22 protein-coding genes are annotated in these 21,519 nt (G+C 70.3%); 12 read left to right on the forward strand and 10 right to left on the reverse strand.

The window, feature by feature from the left end; translation table 11 throughout:
* Positions 1–26 precede the first annotated feature (26 nt).
* Positions 27–1,559 (reverse strand): acyl-CoA synthetase, encoded by a 1,533-nt coding sequence (locus tag LX14_RS01670; RefSeq protein WP_253645549.1) that lies wholly within the window; start codon positions 1,557–1,559, stop codon positions 27–29.
* Positions 1,560–1,593: 34 nt separating this feature from the next.
* Positions 1,594–2,268 (reverse strand): SDR family NAD(P)-dependent oxidoreductase, encoded by a 675-nt coding sequence (locus LX14_RS01675; protein WP_253645550.1) that lies wholly within the window; start codon positions 2,266–2,268, stop codon positions 1,594–1,596.
* A gap of 212 nt (positions 2,269–2,480) precedes the next feature.
* Between LX14_RS01675 and LX14_RS01680 the strand changes: the two genes are divergently transcribed.
* The gene (locus tag LX14_RS01680; RefSeq protein ID WP_253645551.1) at positions 2,481–3,101 is read left to right on the forward strand and encodes a TetR/AcrR family transcriptional regulator; all 621 of its coding nucleotides are present in this window, start codon (positions 2,481–2,483) and stop codon (positions 3,099–3,101) included.
* Between the two features lie 77 nt (positions 3,102–3,178).
* Complete coding sequence (locus LX14_RS01685) at positions 3,179–4,372, forward strand: PQQ-dependent sugar dehydrogenase (RefSeq protein ID WP_253645552.1); 1,194 nt, start codon at positions 3,179–3,181, stop codon at positions 4,370–4,372.
* Between the two features lie 159 nt (positions 4,373–4,531).
* Here the strand turns inward: LX14_RS01685 and LX14_RS01690 are convergent, their stop codons facing one another.
* Together LX14_RS01690 and stf0 are read right to left on the reverse strand one after the other, a co-directional pair.
* A complete protein-coding gene (locus LX14_RS01690) occupies positions 4,532–5,497 on the reverse strand; it encodes a formylglycine-generating enzyme family protein (RefSeq protein WP_443740386.1) in 966 nt (321 codons plus the stop codon).
* On the reverse strand, positions 5,410–6,261 hold the full coding sequence (gene stf0, locus LX14_RS01695; RefSeq protein WP_253645554.1) for a trehalose 2-sulfotransferase: 852 nt from the start codon (positions 6,259–6,261) through the stop codon (positions 5,410–5,412). Before stf0 ends, LX14_RS01690 begins: the two co-directional genes overlap by 88 nt.
* A gap of 136 nt (positions 6,262–6,397) precedes the next feature.
* Between stf0 and pgi the strand changes: the two genes are divergently transcribed.
* The 3 genes from pgi (at position 6,398) to LX14_RS01710 (ending at position 10,252) form a co-directional block, all read left to right on the forward strand.
* Positions 6,398–8,146, forward strand: a complete 1,749-nt coding sequence (gene pgi, locus LX14_RS01700) for a glucose-6-phosphate isomerase (RefSeq protein ID WP_253645555.1) — start codon at positions 6,398–6,400, stop codon at positions 8,144–8,146.
* Between the two features lie 14 nt (positions 8,147–8,160).
* Entirely contained in the window at positions 8,161–9,468 is a 1,308-nt protein-coding gene (locus LX14_RS01705; RefSeq protein WP_253645556.1) for a hypothetical protein, read from the forward strand.
* Positions 9,469–9,535: 67 nt separating this feature from the next.
* Positions 9,536–10,252, forward strand: coding sequence for a hypothetical protein (locus LX14_RS01710; protein ID WP_253645557.1), 717 nt, complete (start codon positions 9,536–9,538; stop codon positions 10,250–10,252).
* A 4-nt stretch (positions 10,253–10,256) separates the two neighbouring features.
* On the opposite strand, the gene LX14_RS01715 is transcribed toward LX14_RS01710, so the two are convergent.
* From LX14_RS01715 to LX14_RS01725, 3 genes are all read right to left on the reverse strand, one after another.
* A complete protein-coding gene (locus tag LX14_RS01715; protein ID WP_253645558.1) occupies positions 10,257–11,399 on the reverse strand; it encodes a GGDEF domain-containing protein in 1,143 nt (380 codons plus the stop codon).
* Positions 11,400–11,479: 80 nt separating this feature from the next.
* The gene (locus LX14_RS01720) at positions 11,480–12,220 is read right to left on the reverse strand and encodes an SDR family oxidoreductase (RefSeq protein ID WP_308214060.1); all 741 of its coding nucleotides are present in this window, start codon (positions 12,218–12,220) and stop codon (positions 11,480–11,482) included.
* A gap of 10 nt (positions 12,221–12,230) precedes the next feature.
* Positions 12,231–13,118, reverse strand: coding sequence for a DNA-formamidopyrimidine glycosylase family protein (locus LX14_RS01725; RefSeq protein WP_253645559.1), 888 nt, complete (start codon positions 13,116–13,118; stop codon positions 12,231–12,233).
* Positions 13,119–13,136: 18 nt separating this feature from the next.
* On the opposite strand from LX14_RS01725, the gene LX14_RS01730 reads away from it, so the two are divergent.
* Complete coding sequence (locus tag LX14_RS01730) at positions 13,137–13,913, forward strand: 3'(2'),5'-bisphosphate nucleotidase CysQ (protein ID WP_253645560.1); 777 nt, start codon at positions 13,137–13,139, stop codon at positions 13,911–13,913.
* Positions 13,914–13,926: 13 nt separating this feature from the next.
* Here the strand turns inward: LX14_RS01730 and cobF are convergent, their stop codons facing one another.
* Positions 13,927–14,685 (reverse strand): precorrin-6A synthase (deacetylating), encoded by a 759-nt coding sequence (gene cobF / locus LX14_RS01735; protein ID WP_253645561.1) that lies wholly within the window; start codon positions 14,683–14,685, stop codon positions 13,927–13,929.
* On the reverse strand, positions 14,682–15,524 hold the full coding sequence (locus LX14_RS01740; protein ID WP_253645562.1) for an SDR family oxidoreductase: 843 nt from the start codon (positions 15,522–15,524) through the stop codon (positions 14,682–14,684). The genes cobF and LX14_RS01740 overlap by 4 nt, the downstream gene beginning before the upstream one ends.
* A gap of 196 nt (positions 15,525–15,720) precedes the next feature.
* Here LX14_RS01740 and LX14_RS01745 point away from each other — a divergent pair, with 196 nt between their 5' ends.
* From LX14_RS01745 to LX14_RS01755, 3 genes are read left to right on the forward strand one after another with little or no spacing between them, the layout of a single operon-like run.
* Positions 15,721–16,668: a DMT family transporter gene (locus LX14_RS01745; RefSeq protein WP_253645563.1), complete on the forward strand. Its 948-nt coding sequence runs from the start codon at positions 15,721–15,723 to the stop codon at positions 16,666–16,668.
* Position 16,669: 1 nt separating this feature from the next.
* Positions 16,670–17,146 (forward strand): glutathione peroxidase, encoded by a 477-nt coding sequence (locus LX14_RS01750; RefSeq protein WP_253645564.1) that lies wholly within the window; start codon positions 16,670–16,672, stop codon positions 17,144–17,146.
* 58 nt (positions 17,147–17,204) lie between these two features.
* Positions 17,205–17,513, forward strand: a complete 309-nt coding sequence (locus LX14_RS01755) for a hypothetical protein (RefSeq protein WP_253645565.1) — start codon at positions 17,205–17,207, stop codon at positions 17,511–17,513.
* A gap of 9 nt (positions 17,514–17,522) precedes the next feature.
* On the opposite strand, the gene LX14_RS01760 is transcribed toward LX14_RS01755, so the two are convergent.
* Positions 17,523–19,175 (reverse strand): beta-galactosidase, encoded by a 1,653-nt coding sequence (locus LX14_RS01760; RefSeq protein ID WP_253645566.1) that lies wholly within the window; start codon positions 19,173–19,175, stop codon positions 17,523–17,525.
* Between the two features lie 568 nt (positions 19,176–19,743).
* Between LX14_RS01760 and LX14_RS01765 the strand changes: the two genes are divergently transcribed.
* The 3 genes from LX14_RS01765 to LX14_RS01775 are packed head-to-tail and all read left to right on the forward strand — an operon-like array spanning position 19,744 to position 21,474.
* Positions 19,744–20,958 carry a hypothetical protein gene (locus tag LX14_RS01765; RefSeq protein ID WP_253645567.1) on the forward strand — a complete coding sequence of 405 codons (1,215 nt, stop codon included), beginning with the start codon at positions 19,744–19,746 and terminating at the stop codon, positions 20,956–20,958.
* On the forward strand, positions 20,955–21,149 hold the full coding sequence (locus LX14_RS01770; protein ID WP_253645568.1) for a hypothetical protein: 195 nt from the start codon (positions 20,955–20,957) through the stop codon (positions 21,147–21,149). The genes LX14_RS01765 and LX14_RS01770 overlap by 4 nt, the downstream gene beginning before the upstream one ends.
* Position 21,150: 1 nt before the next feature.
* A complete protein-coding gene (locus tag LX14_RS01775) occupies positions 21,151–21,474 on the forward strand; it encodes a hypothetical protein (RefSeq protein ID WP_253645569.1) in 324 nt (107 codons plus the stop codon).
* The last annotated feature ends 45 nt before the right edge of the window (positions 21,475–21,519 follow it).

Raw genomic sequence — 21,519 nt, forward strand, 5'->3', positions numbered from 1 at the left:
GGGGTCCTCCTCGGTGGAGCGGGTGGTCAGTGGGCTGCGAGCGCGGAGCGGATGTCGGTCTTGAGGATCTTCCCGACGGTCGAGCGGGGCAGATCGGGCCAGATCTCGATCTGTTTGGGCGCCTTGACCGATCCGATCCGCGCCTTGACGAACGCGGTCAGTTCCTCGGCGCTCGGCGGGTCACCGTCATGGAGGAGGACGACGGCAGTGACCCGTTCGCCCCACTTCTCGTCGGGCAGTCCGACGACGGCACAGTCACGAACGGCGGCGTGGGCCATGAGGGCCTGCTCCACCTCCGCGGAGTACACGTTGAACCCGCCGGTGATGATCATGTCCTTGGCGCGGTCGACGATGTGGAGGAGCCCATCCTCGTCGAGGAACCCGATGTCACCGGTGTGGTGCCAGCCGTGGGCCGATGCGGCCGCGGTCGCCTCCGGGTTGCGGTAGTAGCCCGCCATCACGAGCGGCCCGCGCACGCACACCTCGCCGCGCTCGCCCGTGGGGACCGCTGCGCCGTCCTCGTCGAGGATCGCGACCGTCACCAACGGGGACGGGAATCCCGCCGACGCGAGCCGGTCGTGGTGGATGCTGCCGTCCGGCAACCGATGCTCTGCGGGCGACAGCGTGGAGATCATCATCGGCGCCTCGGACTGGCCGAACAGCTGCGCCATCGGGCCGATCCGGTCGAGCGCCTCCGCGAGGCGACTGGTCGAGATCGGTGCAGCGCCGTACCAGAAGCACTGCAGCGTCGAGAGATCCGTCGCGTCGAGCGCCTCGTGCGCGAGCACCATGTAGATCAGCGTCGGGGGCAGGAACGTGTGCGTGATCCCATGGCGCGCGACCAGATCGAGGAACTCTCCCACGTCGGGGTGGTCCATCACCACGATCTCACCGCCGAGCGCCATGATCGGGAAGCACAGGACGCCGGCCGCGTGCGTCAGCGGCGCCAACGCCAGGTACCGCGGCCGCCCGTCGAACGGATACCGCATGAGCACGACGGACGTCATCGTCTGCAGGTTGCGGTCGGTGAGCATGACGCCCTTCGGCCGTCCGGTCGTTCCTCCGGTGCCGACGAGCGCCACGACGTCGTCCACCGGATCGGCATCGACAGGGTCGTCGCCGGCGGCGTCGGCGAGCCAGTCGTCGAATCCCACGGCGAGCCCCGATCTCCCACCGAAGCGGACCAGGGTGGTGAGCTTCGGCAGACCGGGAGCGATGTCGGCGACCAGGTCGTCGAATGCCGGTTGGAAGAGCAGGGCGGTGCAGTCGATGAGGTCGAGCAGCTCCGCGTTCTCCTGCGCCGCGTTGCGCGGGTTGATCGGGCACCACACCGCGCCGGCGCGAGCGATGCCGAAGATGCACGCGAACGACGTCGGGTGGTTGGCCGACAGGATGCCGACCTTGTCCCCCGGGGCGACGCCCGACCGACGCAGTGCCCTCGCCACCGCATGCGAGAGGTCGACCACGTCGCCGTAGGTCAGCGACTCGCCGCCCAGCGTGAGGCACGGCGCGTCGGGCCCGAGCGAAGCGCCCTTGTCGAGGTAGAAGGCCAGTGTCACAGCGGATCCCGGGCGTCCTGTGCGGCGGACGTCCTCACATCCCCATCCCACCGTCGACCGGCAACCCGGCTCCGGTGATGAACTTCGCGGCGTCGGACGAGAGGAACACGACCGCGTCGGCCATGTCGTCGACCTGCCCGAGGCGCCCGAGCGGCGTGAGTTCGGCGACGGCGCCGGCGGCGGCCTCCGGGGAGTCGAACAGGCCCAGCCCCGCGGTCTCCACGGCGAGCTTGTTGCCCATGGCCGTCGGGGTCAGACCCGGGTAGATGCAGTTGATCCGCACGCCGTACCCGAGCTTTCCGGACTCGGCGGCGGCGACGCGGGTGAGGCGGTCGATGGCGGACAGCGCCGTGCCGAGGACGTTGACGGAGAGCAGAGTCGACGCCGCGTCGGCATCGAAGTCGATCAGCAGGTCGGTGACCTCCACGCCCGCGTTGTTGACGACGATGTCGATCCCGCCGAGCGCGGCGACCGCTGTCGCCATGGCCGACTCCCACTCCGCGTCGTGGCGGACGTCGAGATGCACGAACTCCGCCTTCGCTCCGGCGGACCGCAGGCTGTCGACCGTCTCGTGGCCGAGTTCGTCGTTGATGTCGGCGACCGCGACGGCCGCCCCGGCCTGCGCGAGGGCCGACGCCATGCCGGCACCGAGCCCCTGTGCCGCGCCGGTGACCAGCGCCTTGCGGCCGGTGAGGTCGTAACTCGTCATGCGTGTGCCCTTCCCTGGACGGACTCGGCCCGGCGGAGATGCCGGACACAACCGATGGTGACTGCGATCGAGATCACACTAGAAACGGCCTTTGACACATGTCAAGGAAAACTTGGGCGACTGTCAAGAATTCTTCTGACAGGTGCCCAGACGCTGTCTCACATGGCCCTCGTTCTGCACGTTCTGTGCCGATTGCGCCGTACACTCGGTCGATGACCACCGCCACGCGACCCGACGTGCGGTCGGGGCAGCGAGGCCCGGACAAGTTCGCCGCACGCCGCAGCGAGCTCGCGACCGCGACGCTCAAGACCCTCGCCGAGCTCGGCTACGCGCGCACCAGCCTGCGCGAGATCGCCCAGAACTCGGCGTTCTCCCATGGCGTCCTGCACTACTACTTCCGCGACAAGCTCGATCTGATCGCGGAGGCGGTCCGGATCTACGAGGACATGTGCGTCACCCGCTACGACGAGGCGGTCGCCTCCGCGACCACCGCCGACGAACTGCGGCGGGACTTCTCGTCGATGTTCGTGGCGACGCTCCGGGCCGACTCGTCGCTGCACCGCCTCTGGTACGACCTCCGCAACCAGACCCGCTACGAGGAATCGCTCCGCGACGAGGTCCGTGAGATCGAACTCCGTCGTACCGAGATGATCTGGAACGTCGTCAACCGCTACTGCGAACTCCGCGGCACCCCTGCGCGGATGACCCGGCAGCTCGTCTACCTCACCTTCGACGGCATCTTCCAGCAGGGTCTCGACGACCTTCTCAACGGCGTGGATGCCGAGATGACCGGAGCGCGAACACTTCTCGACGAGGCGTTCGACGCGATCTGACGTCGGCCGCGTCTTTCGACGCATCCTCGCCGTCCGATCGTCCACATTGACGTGAATGTCGGGGTTACCGTCGTGAAGTGTCCTCCCCTCACGCGCACTCCCGCCGTCTGCTCACCACCCTCGGCGCGGTGGCCGCGCTCGGCGTCGGCCTGACCACGGCGGTCGGACCCGTCCGGGCCGCACCCGCGCTGACGGCCACCACGATCGCGTCCGGCCTCGACAAGCCCTGGGACGTCGAGGTCGCCCCCGACGGCACCATCGTCACCGGCGAGCGCAGCGGCAGATTCGTCGCGGTGCGTCCGGGGGGTGCGGCCGCGCCCGTCCGCGCCGACCAGTCGAGCTTGTTCGTGACCAACGAGGCCGGCCTCATGGGCCTCGCGCTCGACCGCGGGTTCACCCAGAACCGCACGCTTTATTCGTGTCAGGCCGAGAAGACATCCGGCGGCGCTGTCGGGACAGGATCCGCCGGGAGCCTGCCGATCCCCTTCCCGAACACGGGCCAGGAGATCCGGGTGGTCGCCTGGCGGGTGGCCGAGGACTGGTCGGCGATGACGAGAACGCGCACGGTGCTGTCGGGGATACCGGTCAACTCCGGTGGGCGACATGCGGGCTGCGGGTTGACCGCGGCCCCCGACGGGACACTGTGGATCGGCACCGGGGACAACGCGGTGCCGTCGTATCCGCAGAGCCGGACGTCGCTGGGCGGCAAGGTCCTGCACGTCACCACCTCGGGCGCACCGGCGGCCGGCACGATCCCCGGCACGCCGATCTACTCACTGGGACACCGCAACGTGCAGGGCGTCGCCCTGCAGCCGGGTACCGGACGGGTCTATTCGATCGAGCAGGGCACGTCACGGGACGACGAGCTGAACCTGCTGCAACCGGGCGGCAACTACGGGTACCGGCCCGACCGGGCGCCGCTGGTCTACGACGAGTCCGTCCCCATGACCGATCCGGTTCGCGTGCCCGGTGCGATCGGCGCGGTCTGGTCGTCGGGCGCACCGACCCTTGCGACGCCGGCGCTCACGTTCCTGCCGGGTGGGTGGGGTGATCTCTCCGGCGCAGCGGTCGTCGCGACCCAGCAGGGAAAACGCCTGCTGTTTCTCACGTTGTCAGACGACGGGCGGCAGACGGTGCGTCGCACCGACGACCTCCGTGACACCTACGGCCGCCTCCGCGGGCTCGGCATCGACCGCGACGGCTCACTGCTGGTGACGACGGACAACGGCGGAGGCGGCGACCGCATCCTGCGCGTCCGGCCGCCGGGCTGACCCGACCTCGTTGCCGGCGTTCCGGCCCGGCGCAGACGCTCCACTTCTTCGAGGACGCTCCGCCTGCAGGCGGAGCGTCCTCGAACAACTGGAGCGGGAACCCTGGAAGTGGAGCGTCTACACCACAAGTGGAGCGCGAATCCCGGAACCGGATCCGCGTCAGCCGCGGCTGACGGTCCGGAAACCGACGTTGCCGGCCGTGGACGACGGGGTGCTGTGCGAGCGTGCCGCCACGCGATAGCGGCGGCACCAGGAGTCGTCACAGAGGTACGAGCCGCCGCGCAGAACCCGTGCGGCGCCACGGTCGGGTCCGGCGGGGTCGTCGGCGGGTGCACGACGGTAGTAGCGGGGATCGAAACGGTCGGCGCACCACTCCCACACGTTGCCGATCATCTGTCGGAGTCCGAACCCGTTCGGCGGCAACGCCGCCCCCGGCAGGGTGGGCGCCACACCGACGTGCGTCGCGGCCGAGCCCGGGAAGTCGCCGCCCCAGAAGTCCGGGGAGAACGTCCAACACATACGTCGCCCGGCGGGCTCCCGTTCGTCCCCCCACGGGAATCGTGCCCCCTCGAGCCCGCCGCGGGCGGCCATCTCCCACTGCGCCTCGCTCGGCAGCGACCGTTCCGCCCAATCGCAGTACGCGACAGCGTCGTCGAAGGAGACGTGGACGACGGGGTGGTCGTCGCGGCCGGCGAGATCGGAGGCCGGGCCGGCCGGGTGTCGCCACTGCGCACCGCGCACCGCGAGCCACCAGGGCGCGTCGACCGACGCCCCGAGGACAGCGGGATCGTCGTCGGCCACAAGCGAGTGGAACACCGTCGACGACCCGGCGTCCTCGGCGGCGGTGCGGTGACCCGTCGCGTCGACGAAGGCGGCGAAGTCCCGGTTGGTCACGGTCGTCTCGTCGATGGCGAACACCGACAGTGCCACGGGGTGCACCGGCGTCTCGCCGTCGGGCGCGAGCCCCTCGCCGTGCGCGTCGCCCATCGCGAACCGGCCACCGGGGATCGGTCGCTGCGTGATCGCGTGGACGCCGGTCACGATCCCGCGGAGGTCGGTGCCGGGTCGACCGTCGACACCGGGTACCCGTGTTCGGCGGCCTCCTCGCGGTAGCGGGCCACCCACTCCCGCGACCGCGCGTCCCCCTGCCGCCGGAGCGGCGGCGGCGGCGCGAGCCGGGGATCGAGACCGATCGCGTCGAGCACACGGCCTGTGGTCGAGGTCGGATCCGCGACGAGTTCGTCGAACTCCACCCGCACCGGGTCGATCCCCTCGCGGGCGAACCACCCCTCCCACGCGCGCTGTTGCGCGACGAAGTACTCGGCGAGGTGCGCGATCGCCCCGAGGTGGTACTCCGCCGTGGAATCCCGTTCGGACTCACCCGCCGTCCACGACTGTGTCTGCACCGCACGCCACATGGACACCGCCTGCCCGGCGACGTCCGCCCGATGGACGTATACCCAGACCGGGTCGACGTCGAGGACGGCGTGGACGGCCTCGCGCAACAGCGGCTCGCGACCGCCGAGCAGATCACGGACCCGCCGGCACAGCACGGTCGTCTGGTTCCACATCAGCTTGCCGCCCCAGACGCCGTTGTCGCCGGTGCCCTGGGCGCGGACGTCGGCCCGCCACTGGTGTGCGTCGCGGGTGTCGGGTCGGCCCGGGCGCACGGGCGCGAGCAGCTGATCGATCGCGGGGTCGTGCACGCCGACGAACCAGTCCGGCGACTGCGGTGGCAGCGACGTGTCCGGGAGGTACTCGAAGAACTCCGCGGGCCGGCCGGCGGCGCCGGTGATCCGCAACGACTCCACCAGCAGCGTGCTGCCGCTGCGTTGGCTCGCGCACACGAGGTACGCGCGGTCGACAGTCGAACGATCGGGTCCGCTCACCGGCTCAGCCTAGAAGCCGCGCCCGCGCGACGCGCGCGGCGAGCCCCTACCGACCACGGTGATCGCAACGCCGCGCCACTAGGGTGGTGGTCACCGGGGGGATCCGCATCGCGGGACGCGAGTCGAAGGGTCGGAGATGGCGAGCGAGCACACGGGCAGGACCAGCGCGAGCAGGGACCGGGATCACGACGATCACTCCGGTCACGAGCACGACGTGACGGGCAGCCACGCCTGGCGTGAGCTGTCGGCGCATCAGCCCCACGTCTATGCCATGCATCTGCGCGAGGTGTTCGCGGTCGACCCGGACCGCGGTCGGGACCTCACCATCGACGTCGGCGACCTCCACATCGACTACTCCAAGCACCGCGTACTGCGCGAGACCATCGACCTGCTGATCTCCCTCGCCCGGGAGACGCACCTCGAGGACAAGCGCGACGCGATGTTCTGGGGTGAGCACATCAACACCTCCGAGGACCGCGCGGTGCTGCACACGGCGCTGCGGTTGCCGCGGGAGGCGACCCTCAAGGTCGACGGCCAGGACGTCGTGTCCGACGTCCACGAGGTCCTCGACCGGATGGGCGCCTTCACCGACCGCGTCCGTAGCGGGGAGTGGACGGGCGCGACCGGCAAGCGGATCGAGACGGTCGTCAACATCGGCATCGGTGGGTCCGACCTAGGACCCGCGATGGTCTACCAGGCGCTGCGGCACTACGCCGACGCCGGCATCTCCTGCCGCTTCGTCTCCAACGTCGATCCCGCCGACCTCGTCGGCACACTCGCCGATCTCGATCCGGCAACCACCCTCTTCGTCATCGCGTCGAAGACCTTCTCGACGCTGGAGACACTCACCAACGCCGCCGCGGCGCGCTCGTGGTTGCTCCGTGGCCTCGGCGTCGACGAGTCCGACACCAAGAACTCCGCTGTGGCGCAGCACTTCGTCGCGGTGAGCACCGCCGCGGAGAAGGTCGCCGACTTCGGCATCGACACCGACAACATGTTCGGGTTCTGGGACTGGGTCGGCGGTCGCTACTCCGTCGATTCCGCGATCGGCCTGTCGGTGATGGCCGCGGTCGGCAAGGAGGCGTTCGCCGACTTCCTGCACGGCTTCAACATCGTCGACCGCCACTTCCGCTCGGCGCCGCTGCACCAGAACGCTCCGGTCATCCTCGGACTGATCGGCCTCTGGTACAACAACTTCTGGGGCGCACAGTCCCGTGTGGTGCTTCCCTACTCCGACGACATGGCCCGCTTCGCGGCGTACCTGCAGCAGTTGACGATGGAGTCCAACGGCAAATCCGTCGACATCCACGGCCACCACGTCACCACCGACACCGGCGAGATCTTCTGGGGCGAACCGGGCACCAACGGCCAGCACGCCTTCTACCAACTGCTGCACCAGGGCACGCGACTGGTCCCGGCCGACTTCATCGGATTCGCCACCCCCACCGACGATCTGCCGGTGCAGGCGACCGACGGCGGCGAGCCCGGGTCCATGCACGACCTGCTGATGAGCAACTACTTCGCGCAGACCAAGGTGCTCGCGTTCGGCAAGACCGCGGACGAGATCGCCGCGGAGGGCGTCGACAGCCACGTCGTCGCGCACAAGGTGATGCCGGGCAACCGTCCGTCGACCTCGATCATGGCGCCGAAGCTGACCCCGTCGGTGCTGGGCCAGCTCATCGCGCTCTACGAGCACCAGGTGTTCGTCGAGGGCGCCATCTGGGGCATCAACTCCTTCGACCAGTGGGGCGTCGAACTCGGCAAGACCCAGGCGAAGGAGCTGCTGGCCGTCCTCGAACAGTCCGATGCCCCGGCGCGCCAGGACGACTCGTCCACCGACGCGCTCGTCCGCTGGTATCGCGAACACCGCGGCCGGAGCGTCTAGGGCCTCCTCGAGAGATGTCCGACAGCACGGTGCCCCGGTTCTCCGTGGTGGACGACATGTACTACCGCGGCCACCACGGCCGCGGTCCGTCCACCGTCATGCAGGGGGTGTGGCGCTTCTCGGAGCGCATCGCCCCCGACGACCTCGCGGCGATGCATGCCGCGTTGAGCGCCGGGGCCCTCACGCGTCGGGTCCACAGCCCCCGGACCCCGTGGGCGCGCAGATGTCTCGTCGGCGGCGGCCGGGTGACACCGCTGTTCGTCGACGACACCCCCATCCACGACGTCGTCGCCTGGGCTGACCGACGTGCCCAGGTCCCGCTCGACGTCGACACGGGCCCGGTGTGGGAACTCGCGCTGGGCCACGTCGAGAGCGGCGGGTCCGTCGTCACCCTGAGTTGTTCGCACCTGGTGAGCGGCGGGGTGGGCATGGTCGCCATGGCCGAGGCGTCGCTCGCCACCGGCGACGCGGTCCCCGAGGTCACCCCCGCACCGCAACCGCCGGGGTGGCGCGACGACATCCGCGATGCGGTCCTGCTCTGGGTGCACGTCGTGTGGGCCGTCCTGGTGTCGTTCGCGCGGGCGTTCACCGATCCCGCGGTACGCGACGAGCTCCTCGACGCCGCACGCGGCACCGCGGCGGGCGGCACCCGGGCGGTGAGCGCACCCGACGATCACCGCACTCTCCTCGTCGACGTGGACGCCGAGGCGTTCGCCGCACTCGCCCGCCGCGAGAACGCCACGCCCACCGCCTTGTTCGTCGCACTCGTCGCCGCGGCGGCCCGTCGCCTGCACGGTCGGGACGCGGTGCGGGTGGCCGTGCCGGTCGCCATGCCCGACGGCGCGGTCGGCAGCTCCGTGGTGACAGTCGCGTCCGACACCGATCTCGGTGACCTCTCCCGACGGATCCGCACTGTGGCCGCGCGCGCCCGGGAGCGTGTCGTCACGTCGTCGACGCATCCCGCGGACCCACTGGCGTCCGTCGTGGGTGCGCCGGGCGGGATGCCGGACGAACTGATGCAGGTCCTCGGCGACAGGATCGCCGGGCGCGTGGTCGGCGACCCGGGGATGGCCGACGGTCTCGCATCGAGTCTGGGGTTCCTGCCCGACGCGTTCCTCGGCGTCGGGGGCCACCCGTCGACCGGACTGGCGGTGCGCGCCGTCACCACGAACCGGTCCGCGGCCAAGACCGGTGTCGGCGCCTGGATGGCGCGCTCCTCCGCACGCGTCACCTTCGCCTTCGACGTGACGGGGGCGACCGGCGACGAGGACGTCGTGGCCGACACCCTCACCGCATGGGGGCTCGACCACCACCCGTGGTGAGGACGGTTCCACGATGCGCCTCGCGCGGCGCCGCCACCGGCGGTGTCCCGCGTCCTACTATTCGGCCATGACAGCCCCGTCGCCCGCCACCGTCGCGCCCCGTCGGACCCCATCCCCCGCAGCACGATGCGCGGGTGTCGTCGCCGTCGCGCTGGCCGCGGTCACGCTCGTCGCCGGCTGCACCTCCGGCTCGGGGGGCACCGGGGCGGGGGCCTCCGAACGACCGAGCGTCTCCGTACCGGTCTCGGCGGTGGTCACCCCACCGGCCGGCCCCGTCGACCGCACCGCACCGGGCGCCGCCCTGACCTTCGGACAGAGCGCGTACCTGCCCGCGAACGCGTTCCGGCCCGGTGGCCAGATCGCGATGGTCACGGTCACCGGCATCGAGCCCGGTGTCGCCGGGGACGTACCCGGATCGCTCACCGACGGCGGGTCACCGTTCTACGTCCACGTCACCTACACCTCGCTCGTCGACCGGGTCCTCGATGCGCCGTCGATCGTCGGCCTCGCCGGCAGCGCCGACGGGCGCACCGCGGCCCGCACCGTCGAGCCGCCGGACAACCTGCGGCAATGCGTCGCCACCGAGACACCGAAGCAACTGACGCGCGGGACGTCGTGGGCGACCTGCTTCATCGCGGTGGCCGACCCGGGAGTCGACCTCACCCGCGTCATCTACTGGGCGCAGACGACCACCGATCCGGGCGACGACTACAAGGCGTCGCCGGTCGTGTGGGCCCCGGCGGGTGCCGCGGCTCCGACTGCGAGCGCGACGCCGACCAGCTGATCGTTCACCACGCCTGACCACCCTGGTGGTGGTGGACGCGGGTACGCACGGTGTTGCCGCCCGCCCGCTTCGCCTCGTACATCGCCGCGTCGGCGAGTTCGGTGTACAGCGACGTCGCCATCAGCCGGTGCGTGCCGGCCATGTCGCCGGTCATGTGGACGACCCCGACGCTCGCGGTCACGACGGGATCGGTGACCGCGGAGATGGTGTGCAGGACATGGGTGGCCAGCCGGGTCGGGTCGGTCCACCGCAGGCTGTCGGCGATGACGAACTCGTCGCCGCCGATCCGCGCGACGACACCGCTGGTGCCGACGGCCTCCCGCAACCGGACCGCGATCTGCGCCAGGACGCTGTCCCCGTGGCGGTGCCCGTAGCGGTCGTTGATCTCCTTGAAGTTGTCGAGATCGGCGACGATGACCGCCACGCCGCGGTCGTTCATCGCGGTCATGCGCTCCAGTGCGCGGTCTAGTCCGCGCCGGTTGAGGACACCGGTCAGGGTGTCGACCTCGGAGGCGGCCGCCTCCGACGAGAGCGTCTCGAGCAGGAACTGCGTCACCACGGGCACCATGACCGCGACGAGAACCGTCTGCACCACCGCGATCGTGGCCAGGACGGTCCCCGAACTGCCGGCCTCGACGAGCCGCCAGGCCAGGGCGACGGAGAAGACGACCGTGAACACGAGGTGCGCGGACAGCATCCGGGCGCCGTGGAAGATCGCGATGTAGCCCGAGATGACCGCGAACACGGCGCACCCGTAGATGCCGCCCAGTGCCTCCGACTGCGCCAGGCACCCGATGGCCGTCCCGATGTCGCACACCGCCACCCAGAGGCGTGACCGCGTCGCCGAGGGCCATGGGAGCACCAGCCACATCGCCGCACCGAGGACGCCGACCACCGCGCTGGCGGTTCCCAGACCGGTCCAGATTCCGGTGGTGTCGCCGCCGGCGACGTAGACGATCGGTACCAGCGAGATCATGGCGGTGACGACCGCCATGATCAGCCGCGCGGGCTCGATCAGCTGTCGGTCGGCGAGGTAGGCGCTCACCCAGGGGAACTGGTCCGCACGACGCCACCAGTGCAGCAGCACCCACCCGAGTTGCTCGAGTGCCACGGGAAGACGGATCACGACATCCCGCCCATAGCCCATCCCCCAGACGGTGCGATCTCTCGTCTCACCGGCCCTGCATCGTGACCCCGCACCACCTGCGGGTCAGCGATGATGCTAGCTCACACCATCCGCCGGGTGATGGCTCCTGGCAGGTGACTCAACGCCAGGTCGACGGCGGCCCAGGGCCACCGCGGCACGGCCTCACGCAGCGGCTCGCGTTCGACAGCGGCGACGAGCGCGGCGACACCCTTGTCACGGTCGACCATCATCGAGCTCTTCACGCCCGCGTTGATGTCGGTGGAGATGTAGCCGGGCAGCAGGATGCTCACCCGGATCGGGGACGACCGGAGCTCGGCCTGCAGTCCCTCACCGATGGCGGTGAGCCCCGCCTTCGACGCCGAATAGGCGGTCTGCGCCTTCGGCAGCCCCCGCACGGCACTCACCGAACTGATGAGCACGAGATGCCCGCGGCCCTGCGCCCGGAAGATTGTCATGGCCGCCTCGACCTGCGCGAGCGCACCCACGAGGTTGGTCTGGACCGTCTCGATGTTCGCGTCCGCGCGACCGGTCCCCAGCGGGGCGCCCTTGCCGAGACCGGCGTTGACGATGATGCGGTCGAGACCGCCGAGCCGCCCGGCGAGATCGTCGAACACGACCGGGACCCGGTCGGTGTCGGTCACGTCGAGCGCCGCCACCTCCACCGCGGCAGCCTCGCCGGACACCTCGCTCGCGAGCGCCTCCAGACGGTCGAGTCGGCGGGCGGCGAGCGCGAGGGACCGGCCCTTGGCGGCGAAGGCGCGGGCCATGCCCTCTCCGAGTCCCGAACTCGCACCGGTGATGAGGATCGACTGTCGTTGCACGCCGGGCAATCTACTTGAGCAGCCGGGACATCCGGCGGTCGGCGAGCACCTTGCCCCCGGTCTGGCACGTCGGGCAGTACTGGAACGACCGATCGGAGAACGACACCTCACGCACCGTGTCCCCACACACCGGGCACGGCATCCCGGTGCGCGCGTGCACCCGCAGGCCGGAACGCTTCTCCGACTTCATCGTCGCGACCTCCTGCCCCTCGAGGCGCACGATCGCGTCGGAGAGGACCGCGTGCATCGTCACCCACAGCTTCTCGACGGCCGCGGCGTCCAGGGAGCGTGCGGTGGCGAACGGCGAGAGCTGTGCGGTGTGCAGGATCTCGTCGCTGTAGGCGTTGCCGATGCCGCTGATGATGCGCTGATCGGTCAACAACGTCTTGATCCGCGCACCCGTGCCCGCCAGGATCGCCGCGAACTCCTCACGCGTCACCGCCAGCGCATCGGGCCCGAGCGAGGCGATGCGGTCGACGTCGGCCACGGACCGGACGATCCACACCGCCAGCCGCTTCTGCGTGCCGGCCTCGGTCACGTCGAATCCCTCACCCGGGAGTCCGCAGTGCACGCGGATCGCGATGGGACCCTTCCCACCGGGGCGCGGCGGTGTCTGCGACAACGCGCCCGACCATCGCAGCCACCCTGCCCGGGACAGGTGGATCACCAGGTGGATGGGGTCGGGGTCAGGACCCGGCTCCGGTGGTTCGGTGCTGATCACCAGGTACTTCCCGATGCGTCCCACGCGCGAGACGACTCGACCGGTCAGGGCGGTGTACGGCGGGTCGGCGGTCTTGAGGACCGCGAGCGACGCGACGTCGACCCGGCGGATCGGCAGGCCCGCCGCGCGACCGTCGACGTGGTCGGCGATGGCCTGGACCTCGGGCAACTCAGGCATGGCCTCTAGTCTGCACTGATGGGCAGGACTCCGGGGGTGAACGTCGGGGGGGACGGCATCGGGCGGGCGCACGACGACGCGTCCCTGGCGCGGGCGATCGCCGTCGGCGCAGGGAAGCTGCTGGTGGCGGCACGTCACGACAGCCTGCTGGAGGGGCGACTCCTCGGCGACATGGGCGACGCCCTGGCGCAGGCCTGGATCGCCGCCGTGTTGCGGCGTCACCGCCCGGCCGACGCAGTGCTGTCGGAGGAGGCGCGCGACACCGGTGAGCGTCTCGGCGCCGAACGCGTCTGGATCATCGATCCCCTCGACGGCACCCGCGAGTACGCGGCCGGCCGCGACGACTGGGCGGTCCACATCGCGCTGACCGTCGACGGCGTGCCCACCGACTGCGCCGTCTCGCTCCCCGCGATCGACGAGGTCTTCTCCACCGAGGACGCCGCGATCCCCGACGAGGCGTCGGGCCGGATGGTGGTGTCGCGGCACGGCCTCACCTACGAGACGGGGTGGGTCGCCGACCGGTTGTCGTTGCGGCCGTACTCACTCGGCTCCGCGGGCGCCAAGGCGATGGCCGTGGTCCGAGGGGACGCCGACGCCTACGTCCACGGGATGGGTCAGTACGAGTGGGACAACTGCGCACCCGTGGGGGTCGCGACCGCCGCGGGCCTGCACTGCAGCCGCTTCGACGGGACACCGCTGCGCTACAACCACTCCCGGCCGTATGTGCGTGACTTCGTCATCTGTCGCCCGGAGATCGCCGACCGCGTCCTCGGTGCCCTCGACGAGATCTACTGACGAGGTCCGGTGATCAGGGCGTGCGGAGGAGGTAGATGTCCATGATCCAGCCGTGCCGCTCGCGGGCCGCTGCCCGTGTGGTGCGGATCGTCTCACCGACCTCGGCGACGGTGCCCGCCACGGTGATCTCGTCCGGCGTGCCGAGGTAGGCGCCCCAGAAGATGTGGTCGTCGGGGGCCGCGGTGCGCAGGAACGCGCAGTCGGCGTCGAGCATGACGAACTGGTTCGTGTCCGCACCCGCCGGCGTCGACGCCAGCCGCCGCCCGGTGGTGATGTGGATGGGCTCGCCGATCCGGTTGGCGAGGATCCGATGGGCCGCGGTGAGCGCCGACGCGCTCGTCACCCCGGCGACGACCTCGACCGACAGGTCCACGCGGCCACGCGCGGCGATCGCGTCGGTGATGCGCAGGGTGGAGTCGTACAGACCGGGATCGCCCCAGACCAGGATCGCGCCGACGCCCCCGTCGGGCAGCTCGGCCAGCAGCGCGTCCTCGATCGCCGCCGACCGCGCGTCATGCCACCGACGCACCTCGGCGTCGTAGTCGTCGGGGTCCCGATCGCGCGGAGGGTCGGCGATCTCGACGAACCGGTAGTTCCCGGGACCTATGTGCTCGTCGCACATCTGACGACGGACGTCCCGCAACGGCGCCGACGCGGCACCTTTGTCCAGCACGAAGAAGGCGTCGACACCCTGCATGGCGTCGACCGCCTCGAGGGTGACCTGCCGGATGCCGCCGGGCCCGATCCCGATGACCCGCAGGGTCCGGGTCACGGTCGGGCGCGCGGCAGCCCGTGGAACCGCGCCATCACGTCGAGCATCGCCTGCGTCGGGAGGATCCGCTTCAGTGCGAACACCACCGAGGCGTTGTTGCCCAACGCGTACAACGGTTTCGGGTTCGCCGCGAGGGCGGCCTCGACGATGACCTTCGCCATCGGCTCGACGGCGAGGCCCTTGTCCTCGTTGCGGCGGGTGGCCGCGGCGACGACGTCGTAGTCCGCCCGGTAGGCGGAGTCGTCGTCGATGTCGTAGACACGGCGGTCGCCGATGCCCGTGGCGATGGTGCCCGGTTCGACGGTGGTGATGGCGATGCCGAACGGCGCGAGTTCGCGGCGCATCGCGTCGGAGAACGCCTTGATCGCGCTCTTCGTCGCGCCGTAGACCGACCGGAACGGCAGCGGGAAGCTGCCCAGCATCGACCCGACCATGACGATGGTCCCCGACCGCCGCGCCCGCATCCCCGGCAGAAATGCCTTGGTCAGGGCGATCGGACCGAACACGTTGGTCGCGAAGACGTTCTCGAGCGACTTCATGGGTACATCCTCGAGCGGTCCCATGTGGCTGACGCCGGCGTTGTTGATCAGGACGTCGATGTCACCGGCCTCGGCGACGCAGGCCGTGATGCTCGCCGGCTCCGTCTGATCGAGCGCGATGTAGCGGACGCCGGGGACCCGGTCGGCCTCGGCGATGGCGTCGGGTCGTCGGCTGGTCCCGATCACCTCGTGGCCCCGGGAGACGAGGTCTCGGGCGACGGCGGCACCGATCCCGCTCGACACACCGGTGACGAGGATCGTGCGCGGGCCTGTTGTTCGACGCTGCGATGCGGGGGACACGGCGATCACTCTAGGTGCGCCGGGCGGACACGGGAAAAGGAGTGGCGCGGGCAGGGAATCTCAGGTGATTCTCAGACGTTCGTACCTGCGGAGCGGCTCGTCGTGCGTCATCGTCGCCGTCGACCGAGCGCCCAGGGGTGCTCACGCAGTCGGATGCGCCCCTGCCGGGTAGGGGTGGTGGAGAGAAGGTCCCAGGGTGTTGGTCGGAATCGTCCTGGCGGTGCTCGCGGCGGTCGGCTACGGCCTGTCGTCGGTGATGCAGGCGCTCGGCGCCCGCCAGGCGACAGCCGCGTCCGGCGGCGTCGGGATGACCACCGAGTCCGGCAGTCCCACCCTCCGGTCGACCGTCGCCGCGGCCATGACCGGCGTCTTCGTCCTGGGCGCGCTGATGGACGTCCTGGGCTTCGCGGCCGGCGCGGGCGCCGCGCGGATGCTGCCGCTGTTCCTGTCGCAGACCATCGTCGCCGGGAACCTCATGATCACCGCAATCCTCGGTGCGACGTTCCTCGGCATCCGCCTGCACGCGCGCGACTGGACGGCGATGGTCCTCGTCCTCGTCGCGTTGTGCCTGCTGGGCACGGCCTCCCACGGTCACGGCGCCACCCACGCCGACCTGCCCTTCAAACTCGCACTCCTGATCGCCACCGTCGCGATCATCGTCATCTCGCTGCTGGTGGTCCGTCGGCTGGGCCACACCGGTTCGGTGGTGGCCGGCATGTCGGCGGGCCTGCTCTTCGGTGCCATCGCCATCGCCGTGCGTGTGCTCGACGGGTTCGCCCCGTTCTCGCCGGCGACGATCCTCACCGACCCGGCCGCCTGGACCATCGCCATCGCGGGGGCGTTCGGCTTCTACCTGCACACGGTGGCGTTGCAGCTCGGTGCGGTCAACGGGTCGACTGCGGCGATGGTCGTCGGCGAGACCGCCGTCCCCGGACTCGTCGGTGTCTGGCTCCTCGGGGACTCGACCGTCCCCGGCCTCGGGTGGATGGGCGCACTCGGATTCCTCCTCGCCGTCCTCGGCGCGGTGTTGGTCGCGCTCTTCGGCTCGTCGGAGGCGCATCGCTCGACCGTCGCCAACGAGATGCACCCGGCTCTCGACCCCCGCAGGTCGCAATCCGCGACGTGCACTGCTACGAACGGATGACATGACCACTGCTTACGACTTCACCGCGACGACCATCGACGGCGAGGAGGTCAGCCTCGACCAGTACCGGGGCAAGCCCCTGCTCATCGTCAACACCGCCTCACAGTGCGGGTTCACCCCGCAGTACGAGGGCCTGGAGAAGCTGAACAAGCAGTACGGCGACCGCGGTCTGGTCGTGTTGGGGTTCCCGTGCAACCAGTTCGGTCACCAGGAGCCGGGCGACGCCGAGGAGATCAAGAACTTCTGCAACCTGCGCTACGACGTCTCTTTCCCGATGTTCGACAAGATCGACGTCAACGGCAAGGGTGCGCATCCGCTGTACGACTGGCTCAAGTCCGAGAAGGGCTCGGTCCTCGGCAGCCGGATCAAGTGGAACTTCACCAAGTTCCTGGTGAACCGCGACGGCGAGGTGGTGGACCGCTTCTCCCCCACCACGAAGCCGGAGTCGATGACGGGCGCCATCGAGAAGGTGCTCTGAGTCCCGGGGGCTCGTCACATCCCGGGGGCTGTCACATCCCGCGCCTAGCCTGAGCGGCATGCCCGATCGCTTCCCTGACGACTGCCCCACCATCGCCCGCGACGGGCAGACCATCGGGTTCAGTCCATCGCCCGACGGGATGCGGCTGTTCGCCTGGTGGCGCGACACCACCGACGCACACACCGACAGCGAGATCTTCGGTGCCTTCGGCAGCTACCGCGAGGCCGTCGAGGCGTCATTGCGTGCGTTCGCCGCGTCTGACATCGAGACGGCCGGGCTCGACCCTGATCCCGACGAGGTCACCGTCGAGGCCGCCGACCTCGAACGTCGGTTCACCGCGACGGACTGGATGGGCCTCGGGTTCTGACCCGCGTCGTCACTCGACCTCGGCGGTCGTCCGGGTCGCGCTCTCCGCAGGCGAGGACGTCGTCGACGACGAGGTCGTGCCGGGGACAGTCGTTGTCGTGGTGCTCGCGGTGGTCGTCGTCGGTGACGTCGAGGCCGACTGCGGCGCAGCGTCATCCGACGCCGGGGTCGAGGTGGTGGGCGACGAGGTGGTCGTGGTCGTCGGCGTCGTGGCGGTGGTCGAGGGCGCAGTCGACGGAGGCTCTGTCGTCGTGGCCTTGGTGGTCGAGAGCTCCGTGGTCGACGGGACGCTCGTCGACGGCCGCGGCTGCGTGGTGGTCGACGACGTGGTCGCGTCGACCTCGGTCGCAGGGACCGGTGCGGCGACGAGAGACCGCGCGGCCACCGTCGTCGGCGCCGCGACGCGCGGCACGAACACCGCGGTGATCGCCGCAACGATCGCGCGGACCGTGTTCTGGACGACCGCGGTGACGGTCGCCGCGATCTGGGAGAAGAACCGCTGCACCGCCTGGGTGACGACGGTGAGCAGGTTCGGACCGGGTGTGTACTGCGGGTGCGCGGCGATGAAGTCGGCGATGACCTGCGCGGCGGGCTTCGGGGTGCCGTCGGCGCGGTAGAGACCGAACGAGTCCTCCAGCGAACCGGTGTACTGCGGCTTGTCCTGCATCGTGTAGATGAACATCGGCCCGGCGAACGACTGCGCACTCCACGCGGCGACGAAGTCCCTGATGTAGGCCGCCTGGTGGTCCTCGGTGACCGCCTGATCGGCGGGCTTGATCGGCGCGATGGTCGCCAAGCCGTACTCGGTCGCCCAGATCAGTTTGCCGCCATCGCCTTTCGCGACCATGAGTGCCCGCATGGCGTTGACCTCGTTGAGCGGCGACCCTGTCAGGTCGAGACCCTGCGAGTACGGCGTCGTGAACTGGTACGGGTGGAACGCGATCGCGTCGAAGTACCCGTGCGCACCCGCGTCGTACATCTGCTGGAGGAACGTCGGCGAGTCGATCGACTCCCCGGGACGGGTCGGCACCGCACCCAGGATGCCGCCGATGACGGTCACCGACGGGTCCGCCGCCTTGATCTTCGCGTATGCGTCCTTCAACAACACGGTGTAGCGCGCGGCATCCGGGGTCGGCGTGAAGGCGACCGCCCCGTTCGGCTCGTTCCACACCTCGTAGGCGGCGATCTTCCCGGTGAACCGCCGCGCGACGAGGCCGGCGAAGTCGCCGAAGACCGCCGGGTCGGCGGGCGGGCTGGTGACCGGGGTGTCGCCGGGACGCACGGCCCAGTACGGCGAGTGTGTGATGGTGGCGAGCACGCCGATCCCGCGCTTGTCGGCGGCCGCGACGACGCGATCGATGTTGTCCCACTTGTAGACGCCCTCGTCGGGTTCGACGTCGTACCAGGGGATCAGGACGCGGACGTTGCGGACGCCCAACGCCTGCATGCGGTCCAGCGACGCGTCGATCTCGGCCTGGGTCTTGGAGTACAGATCGCTGTCGGCGATGCCGAGGGTGTCGGCCTTCTCGATGATGTCGGCGACCGGCACCACCGCGACGGTCGACACCGGACGGGCGGTGGACGAACCGCCCGGGAGCAACGCCTGGCCGGCGGCGGCCCCGAGCAGGACGAAGGCGGCCATCGCGACCAGGGTCCGGGCCATCGGGCGTGACCCCCGGGCAGAGAGCGACAACGGATACTCCAGAGGTCTGTCGCGGACGCCAGGGATGCCGCGGATCAGACAATTAGTACACCAGCGGCCCGACCGCCGCGTCGCCGAGTTCATGGCGCCCTACCAGGGGGCAGTCGAGGTGACAGGTCCTCCGGCGACTTGCCGGCGAGGACGCTGTTGGTGCCCTCGGCAGGATTCGAACCTGCGACCTACCCTTTAGGAGAAGTGAGGTCGCGGCGTTCTCCGAGAGACGCCACCAGCGGCGATTGAGCGCGCCATTCGCGATTCGCGCAGGTCAAGGCCACTGACTGCACACCTGCGGCGCAGCGGCGGTTACCGGCTGCGCACCCCCGACAGTGCGCCGGTGGGTAGCACGGGGGTAGCACGGCACACACCGCCCACCGGTTGCCGCGCGCCCTGGTGCCCGGTCCGACCCGGCCCGTAGCGTTGCAGCGGTAGCGCGCCGCTGTGCAGCGCCACGGCAGTACGCCCCTCGCGATGGAGTCGCGGGTCAGCCCCCGATTGGTAATCGGCACCCGCCCGATCCATCGGAGAAACCATGACCACCACACGCCCCGCCGACACTCGCCCTTCCTCCACCCGCCCGCTCGGCAGCGGTCCCGCTCGATCGGTGGCCGACGACGTGGCCTCGCTGTTCGCCTTCGGCGCCGACGCGCGCGGCTACAGCACCGAGGGCGATGTCCTCGTCAACCAGACCGCCGACGGCGTCGACCTGAACACGATCTGGGCTGAGGCGCAGACCGCGATGGGTCTGTGGAACCAGAAGCGCAGCGCCTTGGCTTCGCTCATCAGCTACCAGACGGTCAACAGCGGCGACGCCATCCCGCAGGTGATCGGCGGCGACCACTTCGAGAAGGCCAGCGAGTTCGGCGAGCCCACTGGCCTGCGCAGCGCGCCGGATGCGCTGCTACTTGGCTACGACTTCGACGACTTCGACCTGGCCAGCCGCATGAGCTGGAAGTTCCTGCGGTCGGCGTCGGCCGAGCAGGTGTACGCCATTATCAGCCGCGCGATGGAGGCCGACAACCGGCTGGTGACTGGCACCATCCTCCGCCGCCTGTTCGACCCGGCCCAGGGCATCAACGAGTACGGCCAACCGGTCTACGGGCTGTACAACGGCAGCGATGGCATGGTGCCCCCGCCCCACGCGGGGCAGGAGTTCCCCAGCAGCACGAGCCACTACCTGGTCAGCGGCAACACCGCCCTGGACCCCGGCGACCTGACAGATGCCATTACCCAGGTGCAGAGCAAGGGCTTCGGCACGACGCAGAACTCGCGACTGCTCGTGCTCGCACACCCGCACGAGGCGGAGGTGGCAGCGAGTTTCAGGGCCGGCGAGATCACCAACGGCGTCGAGAGCCGCTACGACTTCATCCCGTCAAGCTCGGCACCCGCCTACCTGACGCCGGACAACGTTGTCGGTCAGGTGGCGCCGGGTGAGTTCGCCGGCCTGGAGGTGCTGGGGTCGTTCGGCCCGGCGTGGATCTGCCCCTCGTTCTACCTGCCGCAGGGGTACATCGCTGTCGTGGCAACCGGCGGACCCAACAGCAGCAACAACCCGGTGGCGGCGCGCCAGCACCCCAACCCGGCCTACCAGGGCCTGCGACAGATCCCCGGCAACGGTCCATATCCCCTCACCTCAAGTTTCTTCCAGCGATCCTTCGGAACCGGAGTTCGGTACCGGGGTGCGGCGTGCATCGTCCAGGTGAAGGCCAGCGGCCCGTACACCGCGCCGACATGGGCGTGGACGTGACCGCCCCCGATTACGGTCCGCAGGCCGGCGAGTTCAGCTGGGGACCGGGGAACGTGCCGCCGGGGTGTGAGGACGCGCCGATACGAGGGGGCGGCGCGTACCGAGGCACCACACCACCGGCGGCGCCGACGCCGGACCTGAGCGCCCTGGCCCGCGAGCTGGCCGACCGCCACACCGCCCGGGACGGCTGACGTGGCCCGCGCGTACCGCCGCGACGCCCGAGGTCGGTTCGCCGCCGCCGGGACGAAGATCAGCAACAGCTACGTCAGCGGCAGCTTCACCCGCAACCTGGCGGTGGGCCGGGGCGGTGCCTACAAGGGCGTGAAGGTCGGCGCCGAGTTCCGCACGCCCGCGGGCCGGGGCGCGGTGGTGAAGGGCATCGTCGGGTATCACGGCAAGCCCGATCGCCGCCTGGACATCACTCCCGGCCTAGACAAGTCCGCCAAGAAGGTGACGGTGTCAGCCCGCCCGAACCCATCGCGCCGCGCAGCCGCAGGACGGAAGCTCCGCAAGTAGCCGACCGCAGACCTGTCGGCACTGCCCGCCCCAAGATCGCCGAGC

Source organism: Williamsia deligens, assembly GCF_024171765.1.
Lineage (GTDB): Bacteria > Actinomycetota > Actinomycetes > Mycobacteriales > Mycobacteriaceae > Williamsia_A > Williamsia_A deligens.

Excerpts from the sequence above, each read along its gene's own strand:
- LX14_RS01675 (WP_253645550.1), bottom strand. The coding sequence starts at position 2,268 with ATGACGAGTTACGACCTCACCGGCCGCAAGGCGCTGGTCACCGGCGCG.
- LX14_RS01680 (WP_253645551.1), top strand. The coding sequence starts at position 2,481 with ATGACCACCGCCACGCGACCCGACGTGCGGTCGGGGCAGCGAGGCCCG.
- pgi (WP_253645555.1), top strand. The coding sequence starts at position 6,398 with ATGGCGAGCGAGCACACGGGCAGGACCAGCGCGAGCAGGGACCGGGAT.
- LX14_RS01705 (WP_253645556.1), top strand. The coding sequence starts at position 8,161 with ATGTCCGACAGCACGGTGCCCCGGTTCTCCGTGGTGGACGACATGTAC.
- LX14_RS01710 (WP_253645557.1), top strand. The coding sequence starts at position 9,536 with ATGACAGCCCCGTCGCCCGCCACCGTCGCGCCCCGTCGGACCCCATCC.
- LX14_RS01715 (WP_253645558.1), bottom strand. The coding sequence starts at position 11,399 with ATGGGCTATGGGCGGGATGTCGTGATCCGTCTTCCCGTGGCACTCGAG.
- LX14_RS01725 (WP_253645559.1), bottom strand. The coding sequence starts at position 13,118 with ATGCCTGAGTTGCCCGAGGTCCAGGCCATCGCCGACCACGTCGACGGT.
- LX14_RS01730 (WP_253645560.1), top strand. The coding sequence starts at position 13,137 with ATGGGCAGGACTCCGGGGGTGAACGTCGGGGGGGACGGCATCGGGCGG.
- LX14_RS01750 (WP_253645564.1), top strand. The coding sequence starts at position 16,670 with ATGACCACTGCTTACGACTTCACCGCGACGACCATCGACGGCGAGGAG.
- LX14_RS01755 (WP_253645565.1), top strand. The coding sequence starts at position 17,205 with ATGCCCGATCGCTTCCCTGACGACTGCCCCACCATCGCCCGCGACGGG.
- LX14_RS01760 (WP_253645566.1), bottom strand. The coding sequence starts at position 19,175 with ATGGCCCGGACCCTGGTCGCGATGGCCGCCTTCGTCCTGCTCGGGGCC.
- LX14_RS01765 (WP_253645567.1), top strand. The coding sequence starts at position 19,744 with ATGACCACCACACGCCCCGCCGACACTCGCCCTTCCTCCACCCGCCCG.